General features: G+C 42.9%; 15 protein-coding genes and 1 pseudogene. 6 read left to right on the forward strand and 10 right to left on the reverse strand.

Annotated features, from left to right (window positions below):
• A partial coding sequence (locus AACR75_RS11340) for a transketolase-like TK C-terminal-containing protein (RefSeq protein WP_047690357.1) occupies positions 1 to 651 on the forward strand: 651 nt, incomplete at its 5' end.
• A 113-nt stretch (positions 652 to 764) separates the two neighbouring features.
• Here the strand turns inward: AACR75_RS11340 and AACR75_RS11345 are convergent.
• Positions 765 to 1382 (reverse strand): OmpA family protein, encoded by a 618-nt coding sequence (locus AACR75_RS11345; RefSeq protein WP_013867846.1) that lies wholly within the window; start codon positions 1380 to 1382, stop codon positions 765 to 767.
• 154 nt (positions 1383 to 1536) lie between these two features.
• Between AACR75_RS11345 and AACR75_RS11350 the strand changes: the two genes are divergently transcribed.
• Together AACR75_RS11350 and AACR75_RS11355 are read left to right on the forward strand one after the other, a co-directional pair.
• Positions 1537 to 2163: a thiol:disulfide interchange protein DsbA/DsbL gene (locus tag AACR75_RS11350; RefSeq protein ID WP_047690361.1), complete on the forward strand. Its 627-nt coding sequence runs from the start codon at positions 1537 to 1539 to the stop codon at positions 2161 to 2163.
• Between the two features lie 19 nt (positions 2164 to 2182).
• A complete protein-coding gene (locus AACR75_RS11355; protein WP_047690366.1) occupies positions 2183 to 2656 on the forward strand; it encodes an FKBP-type peptidyl-prolyl cis-trans isomerase in 474 nt (157 codons plus the stop codon).
• A gap of 27 nt (positions 2657 to 2683) precedes the next feature.
• Here the strand turns inward: AACR75_RS11355 and AACR75_RS11360 are convergent, their stop codons facing one another.
• The gene (locus tag AACR75_RS11360; RefSeq protein WP_047690369.1) at positions 2684 to 3289 is read right to left on the reverse strand and encodes a beta-phosphoglucomutase family hydrolase; all 606 of its coding nucleotides are present in this window, start codon (positions 3287 to 3289) and stop codon (positions 2684 to 2686) included.
• 194 nt (positions 3290 to 3483) lie between these two features.
• Here AACR75_RS11360 and AACR75_RS11365 point away from each other — a divergent pair.
• Positions 3484 to 5256, forward strand: a pseudogene (locus tag AACR75_RS11365) (methyl-accepting chemotaxis protein).
• A gap of 96 nt (positions 5257 to 5352) precedes the next feature.
• Here the strand turns inward: AACR75_RS11365 and AACR75_RS11370 are convergent.
• Together AACR75_RS11370 and AACR75_RS11375 are read right to left on the reverse strand one after the other, a co-directional pair.
• Positions 5353 to 5922, reverse strand: coding sequence for a YceI family protein (locus tag AACR75_RS11370; protein WP_013867851.1), 570 nt, complete (start codon positions 5920 to 5922; stop codon positions 5353 to 5355).
• Positions 5919 to 6458 (reverse strand): cytochrome b, encoded by a 540-nt coding sequence (locus AACR75_RS11375; RefSeq protein ID WP_013867852.1) that lies wholly within the window; start codon positions 6456 to 6458, stop codon positions 5919 to 5921. The genes AACR75_RS11370 and AACR75_RS11375 overlap by 4 nt, the downstream gene beginning before the upstream one ends.
• Positions 6459 to 6799: 341 nt before the next feature.
• On the opposite strand from AACR75_RS11375, the gene AACR75_RS11380 reads away from it, so the two are divergent.
• Positions 6800 to 7435: a hypothetical protein gene (locus AACR75_RS11380; RefSeq protein ID WP_047690371.1), complete on the forward strand. Its 636-nt coding sequence runs from the start codon at positions 6800 to 6802 to the stop codon at positions 7433 to 7435.
• A gap of 281 nt (positions 7436 to 7716) precedes the next feature.
• Positions 7717 to 8508 carry an EAL domain-containing protein gene (locus AACR75_RS11385; protein WP_013867855.1) on the forward strand — a complete coding sequence of 264 codons (792 nt, stop codon included), beginning with the start codon at positions 7717 to 7719 and terminating at the stop codon, positions 8506 to 8508.
• 116 nt (positions 8509 to 8624) lie between these two features.
• On the opposite strand, the gene AACR75_RS11390 is transcribed toward AACR75_RS11385, so the two are convergent.
• The 6 genes from AACR75_RS11390 to AACR75_RS11415 form a co-directional block, all read right to left on the reverse strand.
• Entirely contained in the window at positions 8625 to 10217 is a 1593-nt protein-coding gene (locus AACR75_RS11390) for an ABC transporter ATP-binding protein (RefSeq protein WP_052190346.1), read from the reverse strand.
• On the reverse strand, positions 10214 to 11257 hold the full coding sequence (locus AACR75_RS11395; protein ID WP_017046433.1) for an ABC transporter permease: 1044 nt from the start codon (positions 11255 to 11257) through the stop codon (positions 10214 to 10216). The genes AACR75_RS11390 and AACR75_RS11395 overlap by 4 nt, the downstream gene beginning before the upstream one ends.
• Positions 11254 to 12339: a microcin C ABC transporter permease YejB gene (locus AACR75_RS11400; RefSeq protein WP_013867858.1), complete on the reverse strand. Its 1086-nt coding sequence runs from the start codon at positions 12337 to 12339 to the stop codon at positions 11254 to 11256. The genes AACR75_RS11395 and AACR75_RS11400 overlap by 4 nt, the downstream gene beginning before the upstream one ends.
• Positions 12340 to 12348: 9 nt before the next feature.
• Entirely contained in the window at positions 12349 to 14166 is a 1818-nt protein-coding gene (locus tag AACR75_RS11405; RefSeq protein ID WP_047690375.1) for an extracellular solute-binding protein, read from the reverse strand.
• 251 nt (positions 14167 to 14417) lie between these two features.
• Positions 14418 to 15365 carry an exopolyphosphatase gene (locus AACR75_RS11410; protein WP_038148427.1) on the reverse strand — a complete coding sequence of 316 codons (948 nt, stop codon included), beginning with the start codon at positions 15363 to 15365 and terminating at the stop codon, positions 14418 to 14420.
• Between the two features lie 315 nt (positions 15366 to 15680).
• Positions 15681 to 16304 (reverse strand): ATP-dependent zinc protease family protein, encoded by a 624-nt coding sequence (locus AACR75_RS11415; RefSeq protein ID WP_010320469.1) that lies wholly within the window; start codon positions 16302 to 16304, stop codon positions 15681 to 15683.
• Positions 16305 to 16326 lie beyond the last annotated feature (22 nt).

Here is a 16326-nt window from a genome sequence, read left to right on the forward strand (position 1 = left end):
GCGCTGATGAAGATTCAGAACATCCAAGTCTACACCCATGACTCGATTGGCTTGGGTGAAGATGGCCCAACCCATCAACCAGTTGAGCAAGTGGCTTCACTGCGTTTGACACCGAACATGAGCACATGGCGTCCGTGTGACCAAGTGGAATCAGCCGTCGCATGGAAGTTGGCGATTGAGCGTAAAAATGGCCCATCAGCGCTGATTTTCTCTCGTCAAAACCTAGCGCAGCAACCACGTAGCGAAACGCAAGTTGCGGATATCGCGAAAGGTGGTTACATCCTAAAAGAGTGCGCGGGTCAGCCTGAGCTTATCCTGATTGCCACTGGCTCTGAAGTTGAACTGGCGGTAAAAGCCGCAGAGCAACTTACAGCAGAAGGTAAGAAAGTGCGCGTAGTTTCGATGCCATCGACCGATGCGTTTGATAAACAAGACGCAGCTTACCGCGAAGCCGTACTACCAGCAGCCGTGACTAAGCGTATTGCAATTGAAGCAGGTATCGCCGACTTCTGGTACAAGTACGTTGGTTTTGGCGGCAAGATTATCGGTATGACTACCTTTGGTGAGTCAGCACCGGCGGATCAACTGTTCAAAATGTTCGGCTTTACGACTGAAAACGTGGTGAAACAAGCACAAGAACTGCTTGCTTAAGTCTTCTTATTTTTAATGCAAAAGCCCAGCGAGTCATTCGCTGGGCTTTTTTGATCTTGTCGCGTGTGAAAAGAGATACATCACTTAAAAGGCACGCCACCAAAAGGCATAACTTAATTATTGGAAACAATAAATAACACTTCCACACGACGGTTACATGCTTTACCTGCATTGGTTTTATTCGTACAAGCCGGAACGTATTCACCATATCCACGGGTAAAAATAGAGTCCATCGCCACATTACTTTTCACTAAAGTGTTCTTTACCGCTTTCGCTCGACGTTCAGATAAACCATCATTAAAAGTGGGCGCTCCACTACTGTCCGTATGGCCATCAATCACAATATCAATACCGGGTTCTGAGGCTAAATAACGTCCCATCATAGTAAGCCAATCACCAGAGCCAGAGGAGACGGTGGACGAGCCCGTTTCAAATTTCACCGTATCTTTCAATTTAACCATAATGTGGTTACCTGGGAGAACCTCGTAATCAACGCCATTCTTCAATAAAAAACTTTGCAAAGAATCATAGCTACTCACGCGCTGCTGTCCCATCGGGCCTTGAACACCTGTTGAAGCAATCTTCGGCGCATAGCCCCATTCGGGATAGAGCACGTCAAAATCACCTTTTGGCGCTGCATCCAATAGATTGTCGCTAAACATCCGATCTGCGGTGGCTAATGTTCCACACCCCGTTAACAACATCAATAACGGTAAGGCTAAATACTTCATTCAAGCATCACTCCATTCTCTTACTACCTAAACTGTATCGGCCAAGACTGTAAAACTTTATATATATTTGGTAGCAATTTCGTGGTTGTTTCTGTTTTCCTTGTCACGGTAAGCCGTTAGAATTCAAGTATTCTTTTTTAACTCAATACTCGTTATGAAAAAAAACACACGCTATTGGTTGACTCTCATCACAACACTACTGATTCTAGCAGGCTGCGGTGACAACACTACGCCACAAAAAGGGAAACAATATGATGAGCTTCCCGTAAGTCTTGCAACATACCGCCTGCCAGCCGTCACGGAAGTGTTTTCGCTGACTTGCGGACACTGTCGTTCAATGGAAAAGGTCATCCCAGAGCTAGAGAAAATAACAGGCGAAACATTTGGTAAACTGCATGTCACCTTTAACGAAGGCGCACAGATTGGAGCCATGATTTACTATTCAGCCGTGATGCAACTGGGAGCAATTCCCGATCATGCCATGATGGAACAGCTATTTTCGGTCGTGCAAATGGATGAAGAAGTAACGTTAAGTGAGCGTAAAGAAGCGATTGATTTGGCCTTCAGCCAACGAGGGCTAATCAGCCCGTATTCGTTAGATGATGAGCAGCAAAAACAGTTATTCCAAGAGATTCAGCTCGCTGATGATATTTCAGTAAAAGGCCAAATCAATGCCGTTCCAACCTTTATTGTGAAAGGCAAATATTTAGTCATCACCTCCGGTCATAAAGATGTAGCAGATATCGCGAATACCATCTCATATTTATTGACTCACCCCTAATCCACAAGGCTTTAAAAATATGTCTAAATTTGTATTTCCAGTTATTATTTTTTTACTGGCTGGCTTTTTTATCTATCGTACGTGGAATAACCACAAAATTGCCGATGAAAATTTTGCTAAAGGCCAAGCGTTTTTGGCTGAAAATACTCAGCAAGATGGCGTGATAACAACCGAAAGTGGCCTACAATATCTCGTACTCCAACAAGGTACTGGCACCGTTCATCCGAAAGCCAACAGTCGTGTAAAAGTGCATTATCACGGAACTTTACTTGACGGTTCGGTGTTTGATAGCTCAGTTGAACGTAACGACCCGATTGTGTTTGGTTTGAAGCAGGTGATTCAAGGCTGGCAGGAAGGTCTACAACTGATGGTGGAAGGACAAAAAATGCGCCTGTTCATACCCAGTAATTTAGGTTATGGCAAAAGTGGCAGCGGCCCTATCCCACCCGCATCCGTACTGATTTTTGATGTGGAATTAATTGAAATCCAGTAAAGCGGTGTTGAGCCGCATTACGCGGCTCTATTCTTGAGAAGGGACTGGATAAAACACCAGTTTTCCTTCCTCTACCATCACACAATCCATTCCTCCAGCGTGAGCGGCTTGTTTACCCAAATGAGTATCTTCAAACACCACACAATGCTTAGGTTCGAGATCTAATAAAAAGGCTGCACGCAAAAATGTATCTGGATTCGGCTTATGGTTTTCAACATCAGACGCCGTTACTACAGCATCAAAGCGATTTAATAGCCCAGACTTTTTAAGCAATGCGAGTGCACTTTGCCTTTGGCTTCCAGTCCCAACCGCAAGCTTCTTTTTACCATAAAACTGCTCAACAACTTCATGAGTACAAGAAATTACCTCGCCACTATTTTCGATAGAAGAAAATGCCGCCATTTTAAATTGAGCGACCAGCTCTGGCACCAATTTGAGATCGTGCAGCTTATTGATTTGTGAAACGATTTTAGCGCTAGGCATGCCACCTAAACTGTGCAACCACTGTTCTGAGAATGGGAAACGAAAATGTTGCGCTGTTTTTGACCAAGCCTCTAAATGCGCTGGCATGGTGTCAAGCAACGTACCATCCATATCAAAAATAAGTCCTTGGTAATTTTCTAATTCAATCATGTTTATAGAGCGCCTCTAACAAATTCTATGGGAATCAACAAAATAAAAGTTCCAATATTGTGTCACGATAATGAATGTAATTTATATTTTTGCGTTCATTGATATACGCTTCATTTAATCCTAACATTCCAATTAAACATACTAATAATTACATTTTCATCAATTACTGTCATTTTACTTAGGTGTATAATCTCATGAGTATCAAACAAAAATTATATTCACTGGGTGCTATTGCGGTTATCGGGGTTCTGGTAATGTTAGCCACTACCACACATTTTTCCCAAACCACCGAAACGCTCAATCAAGCCATTAACTTAGTCGATAAACTTGAAATTAGACTGCTCAATTTGCGGCGCAATGAGAAAGATTTTCTTCTGCGAAGCGACGTGAAATACCTTGAAACCTTTAAAAAAAACAGCACTCTTTTTTTAGATCTGGAATAGCAACTTTCCCTCATCCTGTTAGATCGAGATCTCCCCTCTAGTAGCCAACTCCGACAAGACCTTTTGGCTTATAAACAAGGTTTTGAAAAATTGGTACAGGCTTATAGCCTATACGGATTAAATGAAAAATCCGGCCTTTTAGCCACTTATTTACAAGCATTGGAAACCATAAAACCTAATGCTGATGATGCATTACTTTTAGAGCTAATGGCGTTTGATCAAAGCGTGCAGGTTGGAGAGCTGCAAAACAGCACAGTGACCAACCGTTTTCCGGCATTAGCACAGGCCGCCCAACAGCTTGTCGATCAGAAAAAAGTGATTGGTTTGAAATATAATCAAGGGCTACTTGGTGAAGTACGTAATCTTTCTCATAATGTTGAACAACAGTTTGTTACCTTTTCTGAAGTGTTAAATAAAGAGATTACAAGTATTGAGCAAGAACTTAACTATGTGAAACAAGGGCTCAGTGCGTTAGTGATCGTGCTAATCCTTGGATTTATTCTCCAAATAGCGCGCTCCATTAACGTGCAAGTGAGTAAGTTGTTGTCAGTAATGCAAATGATTTCAAACAGCAACAACATCAGTTTGCGTGTTGAGCTGACTGGCCGCAACGAGTTGGTATCGATCGCAACTTATTTTAATACCTTACTCGATAAGTTCGAAACTCTTATCGCTGGCTCTCAAACAAAGTCTCACCAGCTATCGAACAGTACATCAAGTATGCATAACGAATTAGAAGATGTGATTGAACAGTTTCACGTTCAGGCTGACCACACCACGACAATGGCAACGGCCGTTCAAGAAATGGTGTCCACCATCAGCGAAATTTCAGAAAGTACTAGTGTAGCGGTAGAAGGTGTACACAAAGCCGCGCACAATGCTCAGCAAGGGCGTTTGGTGGTGGAATCAACGGTAAAAAATGTCGATGAACTCTCACGAACATTGGAAAAAAGTCAAATCTCCATCGCCTCATTGAACAAGCATGTCGAACAAATTGGCGGTGCTGTTAACATCATTCAAGGTATCGCAGAGCAGACCAATTTACTGGCATTAAATGCCGCGATTGAAGCCGCTCGCGCCGGAGAACAAGGCAGAGGCTTTGCTGTGGTCGCCGATGAAGTCCGCGCACTTGCCAGCCGCACGCATCAGTCAACGGAAGAGATCACCAATGTCGTTTCTGCAATTCAAAGCCAAATGAGCACCGTTGTCACTGATATTGCACAATGCAACACTCAAGGTCATGCGACGCTAACGGCTTCAGGAGAACTGGATAATAGTTTACGTCAGATTCTCTCTGACATGGAAATGATACAAAGTAACTCTGAGCGAATCGCCTCTGCAATTGAAGAACAAGGCATTGTGATGAACCAAGTCAGTGAATCGATCACCGAACTTAACTCTATCTCTGATAATAATATGCACTCAGCCAAACAGTGTTTGATTGAAGTCGATATCGTTTCCAAGCAAGCAAACGACATGGACAACGCGGTCGCCGAATTCCAGACTCAGAAATCCGTCAGTTAGCCAATGTATAGAGATAAAATATAGCGAGAGTTAGTGAAAAGGGTCTAGAGTTAGACCCTTTTATTCATGTTTGCTTAAAGCATAACAAGATGTGGATTACTTTTGTATTCCTTCAACATAGAGTTCCATATCGACATAGCTTGAAGCGCCCATTACTGCAATATTGAAATCCGCGAGTTCGATACGTGTTGTTCCCGAAAAACCAGCGCGTTGACCACCCCATGGGTCTTTACCTGCACCAATAAATTCTGCATCAATAGTAATGGGTTTGGTTTGACCATGCAGAGTAAGATCACCGAGCACTTCTAGTTTACCATTCCCTTTATCAACCACTTGAGTACTGGTAAACGTGGCTTGTGAATATTTTGATGCATCAATGAAATCAGCACTACGAATATGTTTATCACGTTCAGCATGGTTACTATCCAGGCTGCGAGTATCTACATTAACTTTCACTTTTGAGCTTGCAAGGTCGTTAGGATCGTAGGAAAACTCACCATCAAACTTGTTAAAGCGGCCCTTGGTAAAGCTATAACCAAGATGGCTGACTTTAAAGTTAATTGAAGCATGCGCACCTTTGGTATCTATAACATAGTCAGCAGCGTTTGCACCTAGCGGCATGAGTGTTGCGAAAGCCAATCCAGTAGCAAGTAACGTTTTCTTCATTTAGAAGCTCCTATCATTTTTCGTAGCGTATCGTCTTTATCAATAAAATGGTGCTTGAGTGCGGCAACAGCGTGCACGCCTGCTAAAATAATCAGCGTCCAAGCTGCGTAAAAGTGAACCGTACCAGAGAGATCGGCTTGTCCTTCAAACAACAAGCCCATACTTGGTACAGTAAACCAATTGAAAACATCAATCCCTCGGCCATCTTCTGTTGAGATCAAATAGCCTGATACAAACAGCGTCATCAATAATAAATACATTAATCCGTGCGCCGCTTTAGCCGCAATGCGCTCATAGTGGCCGCCCCCAATGGCAGGAGAGACACTCACCAACTTCCATAGTATGCGGAACAGGGTGACCGCGAGCAGCAACAAACCGACAGATTTATGCCAATGTGGCGCGGTGTTATACCATTGACTGTAATAGGTTAACTCAACCATCCAGATCCCAACACCAAACATACCAATGATAACGAGTGCGGATAACCAATGGATAAGACGCGTGACTAAGTTGTAATTTTTAACTTCAGTTGTCATAAATTTTCTAAACCAGCAAGTGAAACAGCAACAAAGTGAATTGAATCTATATTCTAGCCTAAATTATTAACACAGTATTTACCATACTTTACATTGTGGACATACTTTAGTACTGATTGAGTTATTCGAAAAAACTGAAGGAACTTATTGTGGATATAGATAACCACGACTTATGCTCAAACACCTTGAAACAACGGTAGCTTCAAATCATAAGGGTATAACACCTGTAGAATGCTCGTATTAGAAGAATAGTGTGAAAGATCAAGAACTCGCCATTTGCTGCTCGTGCTTGTTGATAACTGTGGTAATCTTGCTTGGCTTTATTAAAGGAGAACAACGAGTTGCTATTGGATATACTCACGCAAAGCGTCAACGAATTTCAAGCTGACTGTCTAAAACTTTGTGAAAAGCACTACCCCACCATACACAACCAAGGAATGAGTGAACATCACTTAGGACTGGCTTTTGCTCGCAGGTTGGCTCGTACACTCAGTGAATTTGGGCACCCATGCCACTATTCTGCTATTGAATCAATCCCTCAGCGAGACATGCCACACCATTACCGAGTGAGCAGTGATGCCGGAACGGTATGGATCCTGACTCACCATATGGTCAGTGCAGGTAAAACCTGTCGAGAAAAGTTGATGCAAGACATTGCGCAGTGGAAATATGAGTACGCTTACGCGATTCAACCGAATGATTTACTGTTATTACTGACCGATCACTGGATCAGTCGTAGCCAAAAAAGTCGCGAGTTACTTCATTGGTGGACAGGGCAATTACCCGATGAAATAGATCAATACCTCGCACAAGGTATCACGCTGTATGAAAGTGACTCATTGCTAACTCAATCTTTAGAGAACCGTTTTCAAATTAGCCCTTGTTATATTAAATTTAGCCATCCTTTAAAACGCTCTAAAAACCAGCAACTAGTCCGAAAATACGTTCAATTATATGCCGTATTACAATGGGCGTAACGTAAACAAACCGCCCTCATTTCCTTCCAAGTTCTAGATTTTACCTTATTACCCTCTTCTTTGTGCTGTCTTCTGATTTAGCACACACTCAATCAATTGAGCCTGCCGCATCACATTCACTAAATAATTCAATATTTGTGACGCTGTTTTGACAACCCACAAATTTTCATCTTAGCCAAAGGTACAATTGACAAAGGTCAAGGTGGGTCAATAATATGGCATGGCATATTGGCGCTCGGATGCTTCAAGCAAAAATTAATGATTAGGATGTCGAAAATTGTATGCTTTTAACTAACAAAACTCAGTTTTCAAAATGCATGTCTCTGGATTCCGATGGCCAGTTTATTGCTCATTACCAACATCTTGTGCTGCGAAGCGTTTTCCAGCCGATATTCTCGCGGGATAACCGTATTGTGGGCGTTGAAGCCCTAGTGAGAATAACCGCCAATGGCAGCACGACCATTCGCCCCGATTGCTTTTTCCATTCCGACACTATTAATCCCATCGACAAACTTAACGTAGAAAGACTCAGCCGAGTTATCCACATCCGAAACTATGCCCTTTCCGAATATCGTCAATGCCAATTATTTCTAAATTTACTGCCTGTCGCGGGTGAATTGTTTGCCATCAGCGACATCAACAAAGCATTGCTATGCGATCGCCTCAAAGAACTGCATATAGAACATAATCAACTGGTCATGGAATTGATTGAAATCGATTCAGAAAATGAAAGCAAGCTGCAATGCGCAACGCAAAGTCTGGCTGCAAATGGTTTTAAAATTGCCATTGATGATTTTGGTACTCAAGCCTCAACACCACAACGGGTTAATTTGGTGACGCCTGATATCATCAAATTTGATCGAAGCTTATTACTCAAATATATGCAAGGTGATTGTGACCCACTTATGGATGGCATTACCCTTGCGAAACAGAATGGTTCCAATACCGTTGTAGAAGGCATCGAAACCCAAGCGCAACTCGAAGCAATGCAAAAACTCGATATTGATATGTTTCAAGGCTATTTTTTAGCCATGCCGGAAGCGATAGTACCAGCCATTAAGATGGCCATTTAATAACGATATTCTTTACATTCGCGTAGCACCCCAACTTTACCGCTACTTTCAATATTCACTCACTGTTTTCCTAGCGACAACATCACGTTATTTAACTGTATGACATAGCGTGATGTTTAATAAGAAAAGGAAATAAGCTCTTGGGTATAAGGGTGCTGAGGATTGAGAAACAGCTGTTGCGTTTCCCCTTGCTCAACGACTTCACCCTGTTTCATCACCATAGTGTAATGGCATAATGATTTCACCACATGTAAATCATGGCTAATGAACAAGTACGTTAACCCATATTTTTGTTGCAGCGATTTAAGCAGATCCAACACTTGCGCTTGAATCGTACGATCTAAAGAAGAGGTTGGTTCATCAAGTAAAATGAACTCAGGTTTAAGCACCAATGCCCGAGCAATCGCGATACGTTGTCGTTGCCCACCTGAAAACTCATTGGGATAACGGTAGCGAGTGGCTGGGTCGAGTTCAACTTCTCGCATCACATCACAAATCATTCGTTCAACAGTTTGTCGATCATAACGGCTATGAACCTCTAACCCTTCACCAATAATCTGCGCCACCGACATTCTCGGATTCAGTGCTGAAAATGGATCTTGAAAAACGACTTGCATCTTGCTGCGATAAGGTAACATAGCTTTCCTATCTAACCCTTGCAGCTCATTATTGTCGTAACAAATCGAGCCTTCCGAATGGACTAATTTTAGTATCGCCATACCAGTGGTCGATTTACCCGAACCGCTCTCGCCAACAATTCCTAATGAATGTCCTCTTTTAAGCTTAAACTGCATGTCGGTGACAGCTTTAATATGCGAGACCGTGCGCTTGAATAAGCCGCCAGTGATGGGAAACCAGACTTTGAGATGCTGAAGCTGCACTAGAATTGAGTTGTCAGGGTTTACGTCAACGGGCAAACCTCGAGGATCGGATTCAATCAATTTTTTGGTATAAGAGTGAGAGGGTGATGAGAACAGCGTTTTGGCATCATTCACCTCGATCACTTGCCCATTTTGCATCACTGCAACGCGATCAGCGATACGCTTAACAATACTGAGATCATGAGTAATGAACAACATGGCCATACCCAGTTCTTGTTGCAGGTTTTTAAGTAGATCTAATATTTGCGCCTGAACAGAAACATCAAGCGCAGTGGTCGGCTCATCAGCAATCAGTAATTCAGGCTCATTGATCAAAGCCATCGCAATCATGACTCGCTGGCGTTCTCCCCCAGAAAGTTCATGTGGATAAGCATTGATCTTAATTTCTGGCGATCGAATACCCACTTTTTCTAACCATGCAATGGCCAACTGACGTGCTTTGCTGCCTCTTAGTCCTCGATGAATCTCCACAACTTCGATCAACTGTTTACCAACTTTGTGCAGAGGATTGAGTGAGACCATTGGCTCTTGGAAAATCATACCAATCCGCCCGCCTCGTATACCTCTTAATTGCCTCTCGCTACAGTTCAACGTGTTGATACCATCAAAAAAGATCTCCCCTTGCAAATAGTGGGCAGCACTTTTCGGTAACAACTTCAAAATGGCATTCGCCGTCACTGATTTACCAGAACCACTTTCCCCCACCAGCGCTAAAGTTTCCCCTGCGGAGAGAGAAAGTGACACAGCTTTAATCACAGGTTCAATATTGTCTTTTTGACCAAACCCGACCGAAAGATTTTGGATAGAGAGTACGGTTTTACTCATCATCTTCTCCCTGTCGAATGCGGGTCAAAGGCATCGCGTACAGCTTCGCCGATAAAGACCAATAATGTCAGCATTAACGAGAGCACCACAAATGCTGAAATACCTAACCATGGAGCTTGTAAATTGGCTTTCCCTTGCGCCAATAATTCGCCCAAAGAGGGCGAGCCGACTGGCAAGCCAAAACCGAGAAAATCTAAGGATGTTAAAGTCGTAACTGAGCCTGAAAGAATAAAGGGCATCATGGTTAAAGAAGCCACCATCGCGTTAGGTAGCATGTGGCGAAGCATAATGCGGCGATCACTCACCCCCATCGCTTGCGCAGCCCGCACATAATCAAAATTACGACAGCGTAAAAACTCCGCTCTCACCACGCCCACTAAACTCATCCAACTAAAAAGCACCATAATACCAAGCAACCACCAAAAATTCGGTTCGACGAAACTCGATAAAATGATCAGCAGAAAAAGCGTTGGCATCCCTGACCAAACTTCAATAAAACGTTGCCCAAGTAAATCAAGCCAACCGCCATAATAACCTTGAGTGGCACCAACGATAACGCCTATCACTGACGAGACGAGTGTTAATACAAAGCCAAACAAAACCGAAATACGAAACCCGTAAATAATACGAGCCAGCACATCGCGCCCTTTATCATCAGTACCAAGCCAGTTCACTGAATCTGGCGCTGACGGCACTGCATTATTGATATTAAAGTTGATGGTGTCGTAACTAAATGGGATCAATGGCCAAACAATAAAGCCTTTTTGTTCAATCAGATCGATGACGTAAGGATCGGTATAATCCGCTTCGGTTTCAAACTCACCACCAAAACGAGTTTCTGCATATTGTTGAAAGGTGGGGAAAAACCACTGCTGATCGTACTCAACCAAAAGGGGTTTATCATTTGCAATCAGCTCAGCAAATAGGCTCACCACAAATAAAAGCGTAAACAACCATAGTGAATAAAAACCGCGCCGATTGGACTTAAAACCGTGCCAGCGCAATACGTTTAATGGGTTGGACAGCCTTTTTTTTACCATCATGAACGAGCCTCAAAGTCGATTCGAGGATCAACCCAAATATAGGTCAAATCGGAAATGATGCTGAGGACTAATCCAAGTAACGTCATGATGTATAAAGAACTAAACACTACAGGATAATCCCGTTGAATGGTCGATTCAAAACCAAGTAGCCCTATACCTTCCAGTGAAAACATCACTTCAATCAGCATCGAACCGGTGAAAAATATGCTGATAAAAGCACTCGGAAAACCGGCAATAATAATCAGCATCGCATTACGAAAAACATGCTGATAAAGAATACGTCCTTCATCCAGTCCTTTTGCTCGAGCCGTCACCACATACTGTTTGTTGATCTCATCAAGAAATGAGTTTTTCGTTAGCATACTCAAAGTGGCAAACCCACCGATCACCATTGCAAAGATGGGCAAAGCCAAATGCCAAAAATAGTCGCCAATTTGTTGATACCAAGTCAGATCAGCAAAATTATTTGATACTAAACCACGCAGTGGGAACCAACTGAAATAATTTCCGCTGGCAAAAATAATGATCAAAATGATCGCAAATAAGAAGCCAGGAATGGCGTAACCTATAATGACCACCGCGCTTGACCATACATCAAACCTTGAACCATGGTGAATGGCTTTTAAAATTCCGAGAGGAATGGAGATAAGGTAGATGATCAGCGTACTCCACAGCCCTAAAGAGATCGAAACGGGTAAACGCTCAGTGATCAAATCAATAACATTGCCTCCTTTGAATAAGCTGTCACCAAAATTAAAGGTTGCGTAATTTTTTAGCATTTCAAAATAACGGACATGAAGAGGCTTATCGAAACCAAACTGTTTTTTTATCGCTTCGACTACCTCGGGGTCTAAACCTCGGGAACCTTTATATCCTCCAGTGTTAGCCGACAGCGACATATCCACCTCTTGGCCGCCTCCAGTAAATCGCTCCATAATTCCGTCACCATGCCCTTCCATTTGTGCAATCGCTTGCTCAACTGGGCCTCCAGGGGCAATTTGGATGATAAAAAAATTAATGGTAATAATCGCCCACAGCGTGGGCACAACGAGCAGCAATCTGCGGAAAATATAAGCAGTCATTGCATCCTCTTAACGGCGTTTTTCTGGTAGCAATTGCGCTTTCTGCTCCGAAACCCACCAAGTATCAAGACCAATATCATATTTTGGCATCACGCTAGGGCGCTCGAATTTGTCCCAAGTTGCGATACGATATTGGCTCAGATACCACTGTGGGATCAGATAAAAATTCCATTGTAGAACGCGATCTAATGCTCGGCCTAAAGGCAATAATTTTTCTGGATGCTCTTGATTGGCGGCAATTTGTTCAGTGAGGAAGTCGACAACTGGGTCTGCCACTCCGGCGCGATTGTACGTTGAATCGATGTAGTTTGAATTCCAGATAATCAACAAGTTAGGACTTGGGTAAGGATTCGCCGCATAGGCCGACGAAAGCATGTCAAAATCTCTATCGCGTAAACGCTTAAGATATTGTGTGGTATCCACTGAGCGAATCTTCATCTCGATACCAAGCTGTTTTAGATTTTTTTGCAAAGGAATAGCAATGCGTTCCGTGGTCGGACTGTAGATCAATAACTCAAACTCAAACGCTTTACCCGTTTCTTTATGGGTCATCACTTTATCTTTCAGCTCCCACCCCGCCTCTTTGAGCAATTGAAAAGCGACTCGTAGTTGTTGACGAATACGACCAGACCCATCCGTCACTGGTGGTTGGTATTTTTGGGTAAAAACACGTTCTGGGATCTTATCTTTTAGTGGTGTAAGAATAGTGAGTTCATCAGTAGAGGGAAGACCTTTCGCTTCATACTCTGTGTTTTGAAAATAGCTACGCGTTCGCGAATATTGATCGTAGAACATATTTTTGTTCATCCATTCAAAATCCATCGCATAGGTCAAAGCCTCGCGCACTTTCGGATCACTAAACACTTCTCGTTGAATATTAAATACAAAACCTTGGGTTGAAGCTGGACTATTATGCGCGATCGCTTCTTTCTTGATGAATCCTTTATCGAAGTTCAATCCAGTGTATGAGCTGGCCCAAAACTTCGCCGAACTCTCTTGGCGAATATCAAATTCCCCAGCTTTAAATGCCTCAAGCATTACGGTATCGTCGCGGTAATAGTCGTATTGGATCTGCTTGAAATTATGCCGCCCAATGTTGACTGGTAAGTTGGCAGCCCAATAATCTTTCTGCAACTCATAAGTGACACTCTGCCCAGTTTGATAACGTACGACTTTGTAAGGACCGCTGCCGACTGGCGGTTCATTTAATGGTTCTGCTAAGTTTTTATCCTGCCAATAGTGCTTAGGCAACACTTGAGTTGATTGAGCCAAACTAAAAAGCTTTTCTCTATTAGGTTCTGACATCTCAATACGAACCGTTAAAGGATGGATCGCCGTTACCGATTTAACCGCTTTGTAAAACAGTCGATATTGAGGCACTCCTTCTGTCATGAACTTGTTGAACGTAAACTCAACATCTTGCGCGGTGATCGGTTTACCGTCTTGAAAACGTGCGTTCGGGTTGATATCTAGTTCTAGCCACGAATAGTCATCAGAATAACGGACTTTAGAAGCAATCAATGGATAATAGGTATCAATTTCGTCACTGGGCGCAAACATCAGTGGATCATAAAGCTCACCACTGCCTGCCGCCGGAGCGCCTCGGGAAGCAAAGCGGTTAAAATTGTCGTAAGTACCTACCTCGCCATAAGTTACTTTTCCGTACTTAGGTGCGCTTGGATTAACATAATCGAAATGAGAAAAATTGGCGGGATATTTGGCTTGCCCAACGCCGGATAATGTTGTGGTTTCTACAACATCCGCAGTCGCCAAAGCACTCATCAGCAGCACAGTCACACCTAACAGCGTAGGCTTAATTTTTCTCATACTAGAATCCTTCCATTGATAACTTCGCGACATTCCATCAGTGTAAACTATTAATAATTCAGTCACTTGGGTAAGTATAGAGAAAAATAAGATTTACGAAACCCCAAGCTGCAATTATAACGAAACAACTTGGCATTGCTGGTAGGTGATGAGCCGCAATAAGAATTGGTAACTTTGTGGTTTTAGGAACGAAACGTATAGAAAACGCCGCGATGAGATAAAAAGCCCTGCCATGCAGGGCTTCACCGGCTTTAACCATCTGTGGTAATTTGGCTGATCAGCTCTTTTTCTACCTGCTCGGCCATTTCAAGAGCAATTTGGCACGTTCCAGCCGCTTGATGGCCTCCACCACCATATTTGAGCATTAATCCGCCCACATTGGTTTTAGAGCCACGATCAAAAATAGATTTCCCCGTAGCAAACACGATATTTTGCTTCTGAAAGCCCCACATTTTGTGAATCGAGATATTACACTGGGGAAATAAGGCATAAATGATAAACCGATTCCCCGCGTAAATAATTTCTTCGCCCGTCAAATCAAGAATGACAAGGTTTTTATAGACTTTGGCACAACGTTGAATCTGCTGTTTAGATAGAATTTCATGCTCACGGTACAAAGTAACGCGCTCTTGAACGTCCGGCAGAGCAAGAATCTCGGCAATGGAGTGGTTCGCACAGTAGTCGATAAGATCCATCATTAACTGATAATTGGAGATACGAAATTCATGGAAGCGCCCTAAACCTGTTCTTGCATCCATCAGGAAATTCAGTAAATTCCATCCTGCAGAATCAAGCACTTCATCCCGAGTAAACTGCGCGGAGTCACCTTTGTCGACAGCAATCAGCATCTCTTGCCACTGAGAGGGAAACGTATCCAGTCCGCCATAATATTGCCATACTACATGCGCGGCAGACGGCGCGTTTGGATCAATAATATGATTCGGTCTTTCACCTTGATTGCGAATAGTTTCCGATAGGTGATGATCAAAAATTAAGTGAGCATTAGCGACGTAAGGCAGGTTAGTGACAATGTCACGCTCAGTTGTCGTCACCTTCCCATCTTGCATATCCTTTGGGTGAACAAATACGATCTCGTCAATTAGGTTGAGTTTTTTGAGCAACACGGCACAAACCAGCCCATCAAAATCGCTGCGTGTCACTAATCTAAATTTACTTTCAGCTTGTTGATGCTCAGACATAGACAATTTCCTTATTAGCAGTCATATCACTGCTCGGCGTGGGTTTAAGCAGTGTTTTGTATATCAAATTCTGAGTTAACACCTTCTAGGTTTACCAATGCAGGTGGTATGTTTTAATTTTAGACGCCATCGTCTTTTTAACAAACTTAACACAATGGTTTTCAAACATTATTCAACACAGCACATCATTTTATTGAGCAAATATCGAATAAAGTAGTGAGGTATGAAGACTGCTGTTACAACTAGGGAATTGGAGGTAAGAAAAAGCCAGCAACAAATGCTGGCGGTTAGGTTGAGCTAAGAAGCGAGGTATCTCTATTTACGTTTATTCTGAATGTACTTACGGCTCACATCAACAAGCGCTACATCTTTAAAGAAACTACGACCAAGTAACAATGGGTAAGTCAGATGTGTACGATCGGCAAGCGTAAATTCGGTTCTCTCTTTGAGATCACCAATTTCAATCCAAGCGATAACGACCGCACGTCTTTGTGTACCCTCTGCGCTGGATTGCCGAATTCTGACCCAGCGTTCAACAGGTAAACTTATCTCATCACTTTTGATGTCATCGTGTTCAATCCTGAACTTGACCCAATCATTTCCATCGCGTTCAAAAGCAACAACATCCACAGCGCTAATTGAAGAGGTGGTGGCTCCGGTATCGATACGCGCTTTGAAGCTTTCGTTCAAGCCCGGCACATAGACCCACTCTTTTTCACCTAAAATAAGCTTACCGTCTGAGGTTTTCCTTGCCTCGACCACAACTACTGGCTCTTTCGAGGGCTTTTTAACCGGTTTTTGTGCCTCAGTATTTTGTTGTTTTGGCTCTTCAACTTTTGGCTTTTGCTCTGGTTGTGTTGAGGTTTGGTTTAGCGTGCTGCATGCCATCAAACCAGTACTCAACATTAAAAGAGCAATAAGTTTCAAGTGTTGTTTCATTGACCCACCTAATCAAACTGAT

The sequence above is a fragment of the Vibrio sp. ZOR0018 genome (assembly GCF_963865925.1).
Classification (GTDB): Bacteria; Pseudomonadota; Gammaproteobacteria; order Enterobacterales; family Vibrionaceae; genus Vibrio; species Vibrio anguillarum.

Bases quoted from the DNA above. Each gene is read 5' to 3' on its own strand.
- AACR75_RS11415 (WP_010320469.1), bottom strand. From the start codon at position 16,304: ATGAAACAACACTTGAAACTTATTGCTCTTTTAATGTTGAGTACTGGT.
- AACR75_RS11350 (WP_047690361.1), top strand. From the start codon at position 1,537: ATGAAAAAAAACACACGCTATTGGTTGACTCTCATCACAACACTACTG.
- AACR75_RS11390 (WP_052190346.1), bottom strand. From the start codon at position 10,217: ATGATGAGTAAAACCGTACTCTCTATCCAAAATCTTTCGGTCGGGTTT.
- AACR75_RS11400 (WP_013867858.1), bottom strand. From the start codon at position 12,339: ATGACTGCTTATATTTTCCGCAGATTGCTGCTCGTTGTGCCCACGCTG.
- AACR75_RS11375 (WP_013867852.1), bottom strand. From the start codon at position 6,458: ATGACAACTGAAGTTAAAAATTACAACTTAGTCACGCGTCTTATCCAT.
- AACR75_RS11395 (WP_017046433.1), bottom strand. From the start codon at position 11,257: ATGATGGTAAAAAAAAGGCTGTCCAACCCATTAAACGTATTGCGCTGG.
- AACR75_RS11410 (WP_038148427.1), bottom strand. From the start codon at position 15,365: ATGTCTGAGCATCAACAAGCTGAAAGTAAATTTAGATTAGTGACACGC.
- AACR75_RS11385 (WP_013867855.1), top strand. From the start codon at position 7,717: ATGCTTTTAACTAACAAAACTCAGTTTTCAAAATGCATGTCTCTGGAT.
- AACR75_RS11405 (WP_047690375.1), bottom strand. From the start codon at position 14,166: ATGAGAAAAATTAAGCCTACGCTGTTAGGTGTGACTGTGCTGCTGATG.
- AACR75_RS11355 (WP_047690366.1), top strand. From the start codon at position 2,183: ATGTCTAAATTTGTATTTCCAGTTATTATTTTTTTACTGGCTGGCTTT.
- AACR75_RS11360 (WP_047690369.1), bottom strand. From the start codon at position 3,289: ATGATTGAATTAGAAAATTACCAAGGACTTATTTTTGATATGGATGGT.
- AACR75_RS11345 (WP_013867846.1), bottom strand. From the start codon at position 1,382: ATGAAGTATTTAGCCTTACCGTTATTGATGTTGTTAACGGGGTGTGGA.
- AACR75_RS11370 (WP_013867851.1), bottom strand. From the start codon at position 5,922: ATGAAGAAAACGTTACTTGCTACTGGATTGGCTTTCGCAACACTCATG.